General features: G+C 63.6%; 5 protein-coding genes. 2 read left to right on the top strand and 3 right to left on the bottom strand.

Annotation, left to right across the window (positions count from 1 at the left end; all coding sequences use genetic code 11):
• The first annotated feature begins 318 nt into the window (after positions 1 to 318).
• Positions 319 to 8,700, top strand: coding sequence for a hypothetical protein (locus OU995_RS25195; RefSeq protein WP_267832921.1), 8,382 nt, complete (start codon positions 319 to 321; stop codon positions 8,698 to 8,700).
• Positions 8,701 to 8,752: 52 nt separating this feature from the next.
• Here OU995_RS25195 and OU995_RS25190 read toward each other — a convergent pair whose 3' ends face one another.
• The 3 genes from OU995_RS25190 to OU995_RS25180 all read right to left on the bottom strand — a co-directional run bounded on the left by OU995_RS25190 (position 8,753) and on the right by OU995_RS25180 (position 12,040).
• Positions 8,753 to 10,405, bottom strand: a complete 1,653-nt coding sequence (locus tag OU995_RS25190; RefSeq protein WP_267832920.1) for an ABC transporter substrate-binding protein — start codon at positions 10,403 to 10,405, stop codon at positions 8,753 to 8,755.
• Positions 10,406 to 10,479: 74 nt separating this feature from the next.
• Positions 10,480 to 10,689: a hypothetical protein gene (locus OU995_RS27630; protein ID WP_420714763.1), complete on the bottom strand. Its 210-nt coding sequence runs from the start codon at positions 10,687 to 10,689 to the stop codon at positions 10,480 to 10,482.
• A gap of 508 nt (positions 10,690 to 11,197) precedes the next feature.
• Positions 11,198 to 12,040 carry an isopenicillin N synthase family dioxygenase gene (locus tag OU995_RS25180; protein WP_267832918.1) on the bottom strand — a complete coding sequence of 281 codons (843 nt, stop codon included), beginning with the start codon at positions 12,038 to 12,040 and terminating at the stop codon, positions 11,198 to 11,200.
• A 521-nt stretch (positions 12,041 to 12,561) separates the two neighbouring features.
• Here OU995_RS25180 and OU995_RS25175 point away from each other — a divergent pair.
• A complete protein-coding gene (locus OU995_RS25175; RefSeq protein ID WP_267832917.1) occupies positions 12,562 to 15,414 on the top strand; it encodes a 2-oxoglutarate dehydrogenase E1 component in 2,853 nt (950 codons plus the stop codon).
• Position 15,415 lies beyond the last annotated feature (1 nt).

Raw genomic sequence — 15,415 nt, 5'->3', positions numbered from 1 at the left:
TGACAGATGACAAACGACGGAAGGTTGTCGTCTGATCTGCGGTAGCGACCCACCTGTTGCTGCTAAATCCAGTGCGGTCGTTGACAACAATTTGCTATTCGAGTGAGAAGGGTCTGATTTCTAGACTGCAGCGGAACTTCCATGTGGAAGGCAACCGTGTAGTTGAGAACCCTCATGAACAAGCACCCTTCATCTTCTGTCAAGTCCACTTCCGTTCAATCGTCTTCCGAGCAAGACCAGCTGAAACACAGCACCTCTGGCAGGCAGCACAAGTTCAAAATCGATCGGGAGGAACTTCCGACTGTCGACGATCAGACCTTGAGTGCGCCGGCGGAGACGTCGGAAGCCGTGGACCCTGTTGCGTCGCAGCCGCTGGATGCGGTGAATGGTGTCGTCGAGTCGGAGTCTGGTGCGGCTGCATCTGCGTCTGGCGCTGGTGAAGCCGGTCCAGCCGCGCAAGCCGCTTCGGCGTTGGGTGAAGCTGGTTCGGTGGCAGGTGCTGCGGGGGCCTCGTCGCTGGGATCTGTGTTCGGTGCGTGGACGCTGCCGATGATCGGCGGTGTCGCTGCGGTGGGTGGGCTGGCTGCGGGCGGCACAGCAGCGGCAAAGGATCAACCGGGCGGCGCTCCGAAGTCCCCGTCTTCGTCGGGAGTTGGGCAGGACACGAAGCCAGAGGTGCCGAGTGTCCTGGTGCCCGAAACTGCACGCGGTAGCGGTACGGCGGCCGATCCCATCATCGTCAAAAGCGATGGAACGGTGAACATCGGCGTTAGTGAAGGCGCCGATTGGTACTACAGCAAAGACGGTGGCCGTACCTGGACGCCGGGCTCAGGCAGCGGCATCTCTGCGGATGACCTCAACGAGGGCAGTAACACCATCAAGATTGTTCAAGTGGACAAGTCTGGGCATGTGAGCGAGCCCATTGTGATTGAGGTGGTTAAAGACACGACGCCCCCTGATGCACCGGTGGTGAATGTGCCAGGTGCTGCCGGTGCCGATGGGTCGGGTAGTCACGGTGGTAACGGGTCCGGAAACGGAGCGGGCACAGCTGAGGATCCAATCGTGGTCAAGGCGGGCGGTACCGTCAGCGTTGGCACCGAGCCTGGTGCCGACTGGAGCTTCAGCACCGATGGCGGAACGACCTGGAAGCCGGGCTCCGGCAGCGGGATCTCCGCTGATGATCTGAACGAAGGCAACAACTCCGTCCAGATTGTCCAAGTGGACCAGGCTGGCAATGTGAGCGAGCCCACGACGATCGAGATCGTGAAGGACACGACGCGTCCGGCCGCACCGGGCGCCCAAGCTGGCACGAGCACCGGCAACACGGGTGGAATCACTGGCAACGGGTCTAGCAACGGCACCGGTACGGTTGATGATCCCATCGTCATCCGGGGTGACGGCACGGTGGGCATTGGCATCGATCCGGGTAGTGACTGGAACTTCAGCACTGACGGTGGCCAGACCTGGAAGCCGGGCACCGGCACGGGCATCTCGGCAGATGATCTGCAAGAGGGCAACAACACGATCCAGATTGTTCAGGTGGACAAGGCGGGGAATCCGAGCGCACCGACCACGGTGGAAGTGGTGAAGGACACCACAGCTCCGACGGCCCCTGCCGCCCAGGGCGTGGGCGCGGGCTCGGGTGCCAGCGGTGCTGGCACGGCTGCGGATCCGATCGTGATCAAGTCCGATGGCACTGTGAACGTGGGTACCGAACCTGGTGCGGACTGGAACTTCAGCACTGACGGTGGCCAGACCTGGAAGCCGGGCACCGGCACGGGCATCTCGGCAGATGATCTGCAAGAGGGCAACAACACGATCCAGATTGTTCAGGTGGACAAGGCGGGGAATCCGAGCGCACCGACCACGGTGGAAGTGGTGAAGGACACCACGGCTCCGACGGCTCCTGCCGCCCAGGGCGTGGGCGCGGGCTCGGGTGCCAGCGGTGCCGGCACGGCTGCCGACCCGATCGTGATCAAGTCCGATGGCACTGTGAACGTGGGTACCGAACCTGGTGCGGACTGGAACTTCAGCACTGACGGTGGCCAGACCTGGAAGCCGGGCACCGGCACGGGCATCTCGGCAGATGATCTGCAAGAGGGCAACAACACGATCCAGATTGTTCAGGTGGACAAGGCGGGGAATCCGAGCGCACCGACCACGGTGGAAGTGGTGAAGGACACCACGGCTCCGACGGCCCCTGCCGCCCAGGGCGTGGGCGCGGGCTCGGGTGCCAGCGGTGCCGGCACGGCTGCGGATCCGATCGTGATCAAGTCCGATGGCACTGTGAACGTGGGTACCGAACCTGGTGCGGACTGGAACTTCAGCACTGACGGTGGCCAGACCTGGAAGCCGGGCACCGGCACGGGCATCTCGGCAGATGATCTGCAAGAGGGCAACAACACGATCCAGATTGTTCAGGTGGACAAGGCGGGGAATCCGAGCGCACCGACCACGGTGGAAGTGGTGAAGGACACGACCGCTCCGACGGCTCCTGCCACCCAGGGCGTGGGCACGGGCTCTGGCGCCACGGGTGCCGGCACGGCCGCTGATCCGATCGTGATCAAGTCCGATGGCACTGTGAACGTGGGTACCGAAGCCGGTGCAGATTGGAACTACAGCACTGACGGTGGCCAGACCTGGAAGCCGGGGACCGGCAGTGGTATCTCCGCAGATGACCTGCACGAGGGCAACAACTCGATCCAGATTGTTCAGGTGGACAAGGCGGGCAACGCCAGCGCTCCGACCACGGTGGAAGTGGTGAAGGACACGACCGCTCCGACGGCTCCGGCCACCCAGGGCGTGGGCACGGGCTCGGGTGCCACCGGCGCAGGCACGGCCGCTGATCCGATCGTGATCAAGGCCGATGGGTCCGTGAACGTTGGCGTCGAAACCGGTGCGGACTGGAACTACAGCACCGACGGTGGACAGACCTGGAGGCCGGGGACCGGCAGTGGCATCTCCGCAGATGACCTGCACGAGGGCAACAACTCCATCCAGATCGTCCAGGTGGACAAGGCTGGGAATCCGAGCGCTCCGACCACGGTCGAAGTGGTGAAGGACACGACCGCTCCGACGGCTCCGGCTGCCCAGGGTGTGGGCACGGGCTCGGGTGCCACGGGTGCCGGCACGGCCGCTGATCCGATCGTGATCAAGGCCGATGGGTCCGTGAACGTTGGCGTCGAAACCGGTGCGGACTGGAACTACAGCACCGACGGTGGACAGACCTGGAGGCCGGGGACCGGCAGTGGCATCTCGGCAGATGACCTGCACGAGGGCAACAACTCGATCCAGATCGTCCAGGTGGACAAGGCTGGCAACGCCAGCGCTCCGACCACGGTCGAAGTGGTGAAGGACACGACCGCTCCGACAGCTCCTGCCACCCAAGGTGTGGGCACGGGCACTGGCGCCACTGGTACTGGTACGGCCGCTGATCCGATCGTGATCAAGGCCGATGGGTCTGTGAACGTTGGCGTCGAAGCGGGTGCGAACTGGAACTACAGCACCGACGGTGGCAAGACCTGGAAGCCGGGGACCGGCACGGGTATCGCCGCAGCTGATCTCAAGGAAGGCAACAACTCCATCCAGATTGTTCAGGTGGACAAGGCTGGCAACGCCAGCGCACCGACCACCGTGGAAGTGGTGAAGGACACCACGGCTCCGACGGCTCCGGCCACCCAGGGCGTGGGCACGGGCTCTGGCGCCACGGGTGCCGGCACGGCCGCTGATCCGATCGTGATCAAGGCCGATGGGTCCGTGAACGTTGGCGTCGAAGCCGGTGCGGACTGGAACTACAGCACCGACGGTGGCAAGACCTGGAAGCCGGGGACCGGTACGGGCATTGCTGCAGGTGATCTGAAGGAAGGCAACAACTCCATCCAGATTGTTCAGGTGGACAAGGCTGGCAACGCCAGCGCTCCGACCACGGTCGAAGTGGTGAAGGACACGACCGCTCCGACAGCTCCTGCCACCCAAGGTGTGGGCACGGGCACTGGCGCCACTGGTACTGGTACGGCCGCTGATCCGATCGTGATCAAGGCCGATGGGTCTGTGAACGTTGGCGTCGAAGCGGGTGCGAACTGGAACTACAGCACCGACGGTGGCAAGACCTGGAAGCCGGGGACCGGCACGGGTATCGCCGCAGCTGATCTCAAGGAAGGCAACAACTCCATCCAGATTGTTCAGGTGGACAAGGCTGGCAACGCCAGCGCACCGACCACCGTGGAAGTGGTGAAGGACACCACGGCTCCGACGGCTCCTGCCACCCAGGGCGTGGGCACGGGCTCTGGCGCCACGGGTGCCGGCACGGCCGCTGATCCGATCGTGATCAAGGCCGATGGGTCCGTGAACGTTGGCGTCGAAGCCGGTGCGGACTGGAACTACAGCACCGATGGCGGCAAGACCTGGAAGCCGGGCACCGGCACGGGCATCTCGGCAGATGATCTGCAAGAGGGCAACAACACGATCCAGATTGTTCAGGTGGACAAGGCGGGGAATCCGAGCGCACCGACCACGGTGGAAGTGGTGAAGGACACGACGGCTCCGACGGCCCCTGCCGCCCAGGGCGTGGGCGCGGGCTCGGGTGCCAGCGGTGCCGGCACGGCTGCGGATCCGATCGTGATCAAGTCCGATGGCACTGTGAACGTGGGTACCGAACCTGGTGCGGACTGGAACTTCAGCACTGACGGTGGCCAGACCTGGAAGCCGGGCACCGGCACGGGCATCTCGGCAGATGATCTGCAAGAGGGCAACAACACGATCCAGATTGTTCAGGTGGACAAGGCGGGGAATCCGAGCGCACCGACTACGGTGGAAGTGGTGAAGGACACCACGGCTCCGACGGCTCCTGCCGCCCAGGGCGTGGGCTCGGGCGCCACCGGTGCTGGCACGGCTGCGGATCCGATCCTGATCAAGGCAGACGGTTCTGTGAACGTGGGTACCGAAGCTGGCGCCGACTGGCGATTCAGCACCGATGGCGGCCAGACCTGGAAGCCGGGCACCGGCACCGGTATCGCTGCAGCCGACCTGAACGAAGGCAACAACACGATCCAGATTGTTCAGGTGGACAAGGCGGGGAATCCGAGCGCACCGACCACGGTGGAAGTGGTGAAGGACACGACGGCTCCGACGGCCCCTGCCGCCCAGGGCGTGGGCGCGGGCTCGGGTGCCAGCGGTGCTGGCACGGCTGCGGATCCGATCCTGATCAAGTCCGATGGCACTGTGAACGTGGGTACCGAACCTGGTGCGGACTGGAACTTCAGCACTGACGGTGGCCAGACCTGGAAGCCGGGCACCGGCACGGGCATCTCGGCAGATGATCTGCAAGAGGGCAACAACACGATCCAGATTGTTCAGGTGGACAAGGCGGGGAATCCGAGCGCACCGACCACGGTGGAAGTGGTGAAGGACACGACGGCTCCGACGGCCCCTGCCGCCCAGGGCGTGGGCGCGGGCTCGGGTGCCAGCGGTGCCGGCACGGCTGCCGACCCGATCGTGATCAAGTCCGATGGCACTGTGAACGTGGGTACCGAACCTGGTGCGGACTGGAACTTCAGCACTGACGGTGGCCAGACCTGGAAGCCGGGCACCGGCACGGGCATCTCGGCAGATGATCTGCAAGAGGGCAACAACACGATCCAGATTGTTCAGGTGGACAAGGCGGGGAATCCGAGCGCACCGACCACGGTGGAAGTGGTGAAGGACACCACGGCTCCGACGGCCCCTGCCGCCCAGGGCGTGGGCGCGGGCTCGGGTGCCAGCGGTGCCGGCACGGCTGCGGATCCGATCGTGATCAAGTCCGATGGCACTGTGAACGTGGGTACCGAACCTGGTGCGGACTGGAACTTCAGCACTGACGGTGGCCAGACCTGGAAGCCGGGCACCGGCACGGGCATCTCGGCAGATGATCTGCAAGAGGGCAACAACACGATCCAGATTGTTCAGGTGGACAAGGCGGGGAATCCGAGCGCACCGACCACGGTGGAAGTGGTGAAGGACACCACAGCTCCGACGGCCCCTGCCGCCCAGGGCGTGGGCGCGGGCTCGGGTGCCAGCGGTGCTGGCACGGCTGCGGATCCGATCGTGATCAAGTCCGATGGCACTGTGAACGTGGGTACCGAACCTGGTGCGGACTGGAACTTCAGCACTGACGGTGGCCAGACCTGGAAGCCGGGCACCGGCACGGGCATCTCGGCAGATGATCTGCAAGAGGGCAACAACACGATCCAGATTGTTCAGGTGGACAAGGCGGGGAATCCGAGCGCACCGACTACGGTGGAAGTGGTGAAGGACACCACGGCTCCGACGGCTCCTGCCGCCCAGGGCGTGGGCTCGGGCGCCACCGGTGCTGGCACGGCTGCGGATCCGATCCTGATCAAGGCAGACGGTTCTGTGAACGTGGGTACCGAAGCTGGCGCCGACTGGCGATTCAGCACCGATGGCGGCAAGACCTGGAAGCCGGGCACCGGCACCGGTATCGCTGCAGCCGACCTGAACGAAGGCAACAACACGATCCAGATTGTTCAGGTGGACAAGGCGGGGAATCCGAGCGCACCGACTACGGTGGAAGTGGTGAAGGACACGACCGCTCCGGCGGCTCCGGCCACCCAGGGCGTGGGCTCGGGCACTGGCGCCACCGGTGCTGGCACGGCTGCGGATCCGATCGTGATCAAGGCGGACGGTTCTGTGAACGTGGTTACCGAAGCCGGCGCCGATTGGCGCTTCAGCACCGATGGCGGCAAGACCTGGAAGCCGGGCACCGGCACCGGTATCGCTGCAGCCGATCTGAACGAAGGCAACAACACGATCCAGATTGTTCAGGTGGACAAGGCGGGGAATCCGAGCGCACCGACCACGGTGGAAGTGGTGAAGGACACCACGGCTCCGACGGCCCCTGCAGCCCAGGGCGTGGGCTCGGGCTCGGGTGCCAGCGGTGCCGGCACGGCTGCGGATCCGATCGTGATCAAGTCCGATGGCACTGTGAACGTGGGTACCGAAGCTGGCGCCGACTGGCGATTCAGCACCGATGGCGGCAAGACCTGGAAGCCGGGCACCGGCACCGGTATCGCTGCAGCCGACCTGAACGAAGGCAACAACACGATCCAGATTGTTCAGGTGGACAAGGCGGGGAATCCGAGCGCACCGACTACGGTGGAAGTGGTGAAGGACACGACCGCTCCGACGGCTCCGGCCACCCAGGGCGTGGGCTCGGGCACTGGCGCCACCGGTGCTGGCACGGCTGCGGATCCGATCGTGATCAAGGCGGACGGTTCTGTGAACGTGGTTACCGAAGCCGGCGCCGACTGGCGCTTCAGCACCGATGGCGGCAAGACCTGGAAGCCAGGCACCGGCACCGGTATCGCTGCAGCCGATCTGAAGGAAGGAAACAACACGATCCAGATTGTTCAGGTGGACAAGGCTGGGAACACCAGCGCACCGACCATCGTGGAAGTGGTGAAGGACACCATGGCCCCGGTGGCACCTGTGGCGCAAGTCGCGGGCACCGGCTCAGGCGCCACCGGTACTGGCACAATCGCTGATCCGCTACTGATCAATGCTGACGGCAGCGTGAATGTCGGGATCGAGGCTGGCGCCGACTGGCGCTTCAGCACCGACGGTGGCCAGACCTGGAAGCCGGGGACCGGCACGGCTATTACTGCCGCCGATCTGAACGAAGGCAACAACTCCATCCAGGTCGTGCAAGTGGACAAGGCTGGCAACGTTAGCTTGCCTACCATGGTCGAAGTGATTAAAGACACCACGGCACCAACCCTCCCCGGACCGGACCTCGCCAACTCGACGACAGGCTCTCAGTCGCACCCGGCCGTCTCTGGCACTGGTACGACCCAAGACCCCATCGTGGTCAATGCGGACGGCCGTATTAGCGTCACCACTGAAGCTGATGCGCAATGGCGCTACAGCACCGACGGCGGCACTACTTGGCGGCAAGGTACCGCGAGCGGTATTGAATCGACAGATCTGGTCGAGGGGGCCAACACCATTCAGATCGTTCAGTTCGATCGCGTCGGCAATGCGAGCCAAATGGCAACCGTAGAAGTCTTTAAAGACACGACGGCGCCATTCGAGCCTGTGGTGGATCTGAGCGCCTATGGCTCGGGTCAGGTCACTCTCAATGGCAGCGGGAAGCTGAACCTTACGATCGAACCAGGTGCCGAATGGCGATTCAGTCTTGACGCAGGGCTCACATGGACCACCGGATCCGGGACCGCACTGTCTGCAAGCTCACTCAAGGAGGGGGCAAATAGCGTGCAGATTGTCCAGATGGACCGTGCCGGTAATCTAAGTACGCCAACCACGTTTGACGTGGTGAAGGACTCGTTTGCCGCGAAGTTGTCCATTTCGGCCACAAACATCGCAGGTTACGCCGCAGACGGGCGCGCAGTTATGTTTTACAAAGACAACCCGACGATTGTCTTTAACAACGTTGAAGCCGGCGGCCACGTGGAGGTCTGGGGCAATGGTAAATGGATCGATTTTTCCAGCTCCAGTTCCTTTAGCCCCGCGACCGAATACAGCGGTGGATACCAGGGACGAGAATTCCGACAAGTCGATGCTTACGGCAACGCCAGCGCATCCGTTTCGATTCAGTACTGGACGGTAGCCCCGTTTATGGAACAGGCTGGCACTGGCATGGCAGTCGAAACCCCTATCGCTGCGGGCACAACAGTATTGCTAGTCTGAGTTCAGGTAGTTCCGCAACTGGAAGGGGCATGTCTCGCACATGCCCCTTTTTTCATTTGATCGTCGTGAACCTCGCCTCTGGCCGGTCATTCGACCGATGCAAGGTCTCCACGCCCGTCTTCATCGCCCACGGTCGTACCTGGTGGTGCAGCGGAATGAACAGTGCCTGGTCGCGCACCAGAATCAGCGCCTCGCGAATCAGCGCATTGCGCTTGTTCACATCCATTTCGCCCTTGATGGCATCAGTCAGTTTGTCCAGGGTCGGGTCACTCACCTTGGAGAAATTGAAGCTGCCATCCGGGCCGCCGCTGCGAGTGCGGGCGAGTGCTTGCAGCGAATAGAGCGCATCGTTGGTCGAGACGCCCCAGCCCAGCATGTAGAGCGGCGATTCAAAGCGCTGGAACTGCTGGCTGTGCTGCGACATGGGTTGTGCGGTGAGCCGCGCGGTCACGCCGATCTTGGCCCACATGGACACCACGGCCAGACACACTTCTTCGTCGTTGACGTAGCGGTTGTTGGGGCAGTTGAGCGGAATCTCGAAACCACTCGGATAACCGGCATCGGCCAGCAGTTTTTTGGCCTTGGCCAGATCGGGCGGCAGCGGCTTGTCCAGTTCGGCGGAGTAGCCGTTGACACCAGGCGCCACCATCAGGGCCGCAGGGACTGACAAGCCGCGCATGATGCTGCGCTTGATGGCCTCACGATCAATCGACATGCTCAGCGCCTGCCTGACCCGCACATCCTTGAATGGGTTCTTGCCTTTCACCGAGGATCCGCGCAGTTCGTCGCTGCCGAGGTCCGGCGCGAAGAAGATGGTGCGCGTCTCAGGGCCTTCGATGACCTTGAGCTTGCCGTCATTCTTGAGGCGCGCCACGTCCTGGGTGGGCAGATCCGTCAGCAGGTCCACTTCGCCAGACACCAGAGCCGCCACGCGGGTCGGGTCCGACTTGATCGGTAGATAGGTGATCTCGGTGATGTTGCCTTTGGGTTTGTCCCACCAGTCCTTGTTGATCACCATCGTGACGCGCTGGTCGGGCTGCCAGCCGGTGATCTTGAACGAGCCGGTGCCGACGGCATTGCGGCTGGCGTAGTTTTCATCCTTGGATTTGTAGTCGGCCAGTTGGGTGGCCTTGTTTTTCTCCGCCCAGGTCTTGCTCATGATGCGGAAGTCGATCAGATTGCGCAGCAGGATCGGTTGCGGCGAGTCGAGGACCAGATCGATGGTGTAGTCATCGACCTTCTTGATTTCCTTGATACCGGTCACGTAGATCTGCATCGTGCCTTGCGGCTGTCGGATGCGCTGAAAGCTGAAGATGACGTCGTCGGCGGTGAATGGGGAACCGTCGTGGAACTTGACGCCTTTGCGGAGTTCGAAGCGCCACAGGGTGGGGCTGACGGTCGTCCACTTGGTGGCCAGGCAGGGCTCGACTTCCCATTGCTCGTTGTAGCGGGTCAGGCCTTCGTAGCTGTGCTGGAGGATGGCGCTGGTGGTGCTGTGGTCCTGCGAGTGAGGGTCCAGCGTGAGGATGTCGTTCTGGGCGGCCCAGCGCAGGGGCACGGCGTGTGCGGCAGCGGTCAGGGCAAGGCCGAGCGCGGTGGCGCACAGTGTTGTGCCGAGTGTGGTGCGCCGCCGTGCACCAGCAGCGAATGGCGGCTTGCGCAATTCAGACGAGCGGGACCAAAAGGCACGAGGGAAACAGACCATGGGCATAACTCCTGAGCAGGTTCTTGGAGAAGCAAGTCGAGGGCCATGCTAGTGGCTGGGGGAGGGGCGGGGGCTTAGCGATTGTCCTTAGAGGCCGGTGGGGTGGCCGGGGAGGAGGCCGGTGGGGCAGGGGCCGATGGTGTCACCGTGAGGTCGGCGTCGCAGCCGATGCCAGCGGCAATCATGCGGGTGGACCAGCGGCGCAGGAGGCGGTTGAACAGCGAGTGGGGAGCGAGGCGCCGCAGGCCCGGCACGCCCAAGTGGCGCGTGGGGTGGGTGAGCATGCCGCATTCATACCGCGCAGCAGTGGGAGACCATTCGAGCGCGGTGCAAGGGCCTCGGGTGCGGCGGGTGACCAGAACGCCAACCGGGCACGGCTCGGCCAGGCAGCACAGGCCGCAACCATTGCAGGGAGCGCCTGCGTCCGGCTTCGGAGGGGCTTCGGGGTGGATCCAGACAACGCGCGGGGGCATGGGGGCACTGTAGTGCGGGGCGGGGGGGAGCGGGAGGCTGTGCGCCACCCTCTCCCTTCATGTCCCCCGGCCCCTTCAGGGCCTCCTCCTTGACTTCCGGGAAAGGGCGGCGCACAGCCTCCTGTGGGAGACCGAGTGATGCGCCGGAAGGCGGGGCGGGGGGTGAGCGGGAGGCTGTGCGCCACCCTTTCCCTTCATGTCCCCCGGCCCCTGTGGGGCCTCCTCCTTGACTTCCGGGAAAGGGCAGCGCACAGCCTCCTGTGGGGGACCGAGGGCCGGGGGGCGCGGAGAAGTGAGGCCGGGTGGGGAAGGGGGGCCCTTACTTCTTGACGCCGAGCTCGCGGAGACGCTCTTCCAGGTAGTCGTGCGCGGTGTAGCGGTCCGAGAGCACCACATCCTCGCGAGGGTGCAGGAATAGCGGCAACGAAACACGGCTCTTCTTGGCACCGTCGCCCGTCGGATTGACCACTCGATGCTGCGTCGAAGGGTAGTAGCCCTGAGACGCCTCCTGCAGCATGTCGCCAATGTTGATGATCAACATGCCAAAGTCGCTGGGTACGTCCACCCAACTGCCGTCCTTCGCCTGGACTTGCAGCCCCGGTTCATTGGCCGCCGGCAGAATGGTCAGCAGATTGATGTCACCGTGCGGCGCCGCACGCAGCGAACCTTCAGGCTCCTGACCCGTGAGCGGCGGATAGCGCAGGACTCGCAGCAGCGTGAGTCGGCTGTCCTTGATCATGTTGGACAGCGGCTCCCGGTAATTGCGGGCAATGTCCGCCGGCGTGTGCTTCTCCACCCAGGACAGCAATTCGGCCGCAAGATCGTTGGCGATCTGGTAATAACGCAGTGCGTCCGGCTTCAGTGCCTCAGGAATTCGCCCCCACGGATAGACATGGAAATATTCCTTGATGTCCTTTTGCTGGTGCCCCTTGGCCGTCTCCGAAATCTCCGTCGAGAAATACCCGTCCTGGGTGTCCGGAGAAAAAGCAAAGTCGTGTTTGCTGCTGCCGTTGAAAAAACCCAGCCAGTCGCCGTAGATCTTTTCGACCAGACTCTGCGGAAGGGGATGGTTCACCAGCACGCCAAAACCGGTTTCGTGCAGGGAACGTGTGAACTGCTCGGCTGCGTCCGCAGCACGATAGTCGACGACTCGAACTTGCATTGGGATCTCCTGTGTCCCGGCGGCCCGCCATTCAATCGCGGGGCGGAACCGCGGGCGGAAGTCTAGGCGATGAAGCACCCGATCGCAAACGTTTGAGGCCCCGGCCGGCCGGGCTGCGCCTTGATCTGGACAGCGCTCGTCCCCACGTACCCAGTTGTACCCAAGTGCGATTGGCGCGCGGGTCGTTCCGGCCTTTGTCCGCCCCGAAGGAGGGCGCAACGTTGTAGCGGTTAGTCGCCGTAGCCGTCCAATACCTGCTCGATGAGCGTGGTGGTCCGTGGTTTAACGACCACGGCACCTCCTCACATGGCCTAGACTTTTCGATGAAAAGTGGACGCCTTCAGTAACGCGCCGGAATTGCCGAAGTGCTACAGTGCGGCGCTTGTGACTTGAGGTCCTTCCCGTCCCCTTTTCTGGCAACAGTGAAGGCGGGTCGCAATCCGCCAACCGGTCAAGCCGTGTCGCGGAAGGTTTATCAACCAGCCGATAGCCCTGGAAGCCGGGGCAAAAGGTGAGCGAAGATGATGCAGCAATACAGGTCGAATTCCTACCTGTTCGGGGGCAACGCCCCCTACGTCGAGGAAATGTACGAACAGTACCTCGACAACCCCGGCGCCGTGCCAGACAACTGGCGTGCCTATTTCGATGCACTGCAGCACGTGCCTGCGGTGGATGGCAGCGACAAGCGGGACGTTCCGCATGCGCCGGTGGTGGAATCCTTCGCGCAGCGCGCCAAGGCCAACGCCTTTAATACCAAGGTTTCGAGCAACGAGCTCGCCGTCGCCGGCAAGCAGGTGCATGTGCAATCGCTGATTGCCGCTTACCGCTTCCTGGGCTCCCGCTGGGCCGACCTGGACCCCCTCAAGCGCACCGAGCGCCCCCAGATCCCCGAACTGGAACCGGCGTCGTACGGGCTGACCGAAGCTGATATGGACATCAGCTTCAGCGCCACGAACACCTATTTCACCAAGGCCGAGAACATGACCCTGCGCGAGATCGTGCAGGCCTTGCGTGACACCTACTGCGGCAGCATCGGCGCCGAGTTCATGCACATCAGCGATCCGGTCGAGAAGCGCTGGTGGCAGGAACGCCTGGAAGCCGCCCGCAGCAAGGCGAATTTCCCCACTGAAAAGAAGAAGCACATCCTGGACCGCCTGACCGCGGCGGAAGGCCTGGAGCGCTATCTGCACACGAAGTACGTCGGCCAGAAGCGCTTCTCGCTGGAAGGCGGCGAGAGCTTCATCGTCTCGATGGACGAACTGGTGCAAAGCGCCGGCGCCAAGGGCGTGCAGGAAATCGTGATCGGCATGGCCCACCGTGGCCGCCTGAACGTGCTGGTGAACACCCTGGGCAAGATGCCCCGCGACCTGTTCGCAGAGTTCGACCACACCGCGCCGGAAGACCTGCCCTCGGGTGACGTGAAGTACCACCAGGGCTTCTCCAGCGACGTGTCCACCAGCGGCGGCCCCGTCCACCTGAGCCTGGCCTTCAACCCGTCCCACCTGGAAATCGTGAACCCGGTGGTGGAAGGTTCGGTCAAGGCCCGCATGGACCGTCGTGGCGACAAGACCGGCGACCAGGTGCTGCCGGTGCTGGTGCACGGCGATGCCGCGTTCGCCGGCCAGGGTGTCGTGATGGAAACGCTGGCACTGGCCCAGACCCGCGGTTACTACACCGGCGGTACCGTCCACATCGTCATCAACAACCAGATCGGCTTCACCACCAGCGACCCGCGCGACATCCGCTCGACGCTGTACTGCTCCGACGTCGTCAAGATGGTCGAAGCCCCGGTGCTGCACGTGAATGGCGATGATCCGGAAGCCGTGGTGTTCTCCACCCAACTGGCTCTGGAATACCGTCAGCAGTTCAAGAAAGATGTGGTGGTGGACATCGTCTGCTTCCGCAAGCTGGGCCACAACGAGCAGGACACCCCCGCGCTCACCCAGCCGCTGATGTACAAGAAGATCGCCGCCCACCCCGGCACCCGCAAGCTGTACGGGGACAAGCTGGCCACGCAAGGCGTGCTGCCGGCCGACGGTCCGGATGCCATGGTCAAGGCCTTCCGTGCCGCCATGGACGAAGGCCGCCACACGGTCGACCCGGTGCTGACGAACTTCAAGAGCAAGTACGCCACCGACTGGACCCCGTTCCTCGGCAAGAAGTGGACCGACAGCTGCGACACCGCGCTGCCGGTGGCCGAGTGGAAACGCCTGGCCGAGAAGATCACCACCACCCCGGCCGACTTCAAGGCCCACCCGCTGGTGGAAAAGGTCATCGCCGACCGCGCCGCCATGGGCCGTGGCGACATCAATGTCGACTGGGGCATGGGCGAGCACATGGCCTTCGCGTCGCTGGTGGCCTCGGGCTACCCGGTGCGTCTGTCTGGTGAAGATTGCGGTCGTGGCACCTTCACCCACCGCCATGCCGTGCTGCATGACCAGAACCGCGAGCGCTTCGACACCGGCACCTACATCCCGCTGCAGAACGTCGCAGAAGGCCAGGCACCGTTTGTTGTCATCGACTCGATCCTGTCCGAAGAAGCGGTGCTGGGCTTCGAATACGGCTACGCCGCCGCCGAACCCAACACGCTGACCATCTGGGAAGCGCAGTTCGGTGACTTCGCCAACGGCGCCCAGGTCGTGATCGACCAGTTCATCGCCTCCGGTGAGGTGAAGTGGGGCCGCGCCAACGGCCTGACGCTGATGCTGCCGCACGGCTATGAAGGCCAGGGCCCCGAGCACAGCTCGGCGCGCCTGGAGCGCTTCATGCAGCTGGCTGCGGACAACAACATGCAGGTCGTCCAGCCGACGACCGCCTCGCAGATCTTCCATCTGCTGCGCCGTCAGATGCTGCGCATGTTCCGCAAGCCGCTGGTCATCATGACGCCCAAGTCGCTGCTGCGCGCCAAGGACGCCACCTCGCCGGTCAGCGAATTCACCAAGGGTGAGTTCCGCACCGTGATCCCGGAGCTGAACGCCGAAGTCGACGCCAGCAAGGTCAAGCGCATCATCGCCTGCTCGGGCAAGGTGTACTACGACCTGGTGAAGGCGCGTGGCGACAAGAAGGACGTGGCCATCATCCGTGTGGAACAGCTCTATCCGTTCCCGCACAAGGCCTTCTCGACCGAAGTCAAGAAGTACCCCGGCGCCACCGAAATCGTCTGGTGCCAGGACGAGCCGCAGAATCAGGGCGCCTGGTTCTTCGTCCAGCACTACATCCACGAAAACATGCTGGAAGGCCAGAAGCTCGGTTATGCCGGCCGTCCGGCTTCCGCATCGCCGGCCGTCGGTTATTCCCACCTGCACCAGGAGCAACTGAAGTCGCTGCTGGAACAGGCCTACGGCAAGCTGAAGGGTTTCGTGCTGACCAAGTAAG

Origin of the sequence: Roseateles sp. SL47, assembly GCF_026625885.1 — a bacterium.
Lineage (GTDB): Bacteria > Pseudomonadota > Gammaproteobacteria > Burkholderiales > Burkholderiaceae_C > Roseateles.
This window is presented reverse-complemented; position numbering and strand designations above follow the sequence as displayed.

Bases quoted from the DNA above. Each gene is read 5' to 3' on its own strand.
- OU995_RS25180 (WP_267832918.1), bottom strand. From the start codon at position 12,040: ATGCAAGTTCGAGTCGTCGACTATCGTGCTGCGGACGCAGCCGAGCAG.
- OU995_RS25190 (WP_267832920.1), bottom strand. From the start codon at position 10,405: ATGGTCTGTTTCCCTCGTGCCTTTTGGTCCCGCTCGTCTGAATTGCGC.
- OU995_RS25175 (WP_267832917.1), top strand. From the start codon at position 12,562: ATGATGCAGCAATACAGGTCGAATTCCTACCTGTTCGGGGGCAACGCC.
- OU995_RS27630 (WP_420714763.1), bottom strand. From the start codon at position 10,689: ATGCTCACCCACCCCACGCGCCACTTGGGCGTGCCGGGCCTGCGGCGC.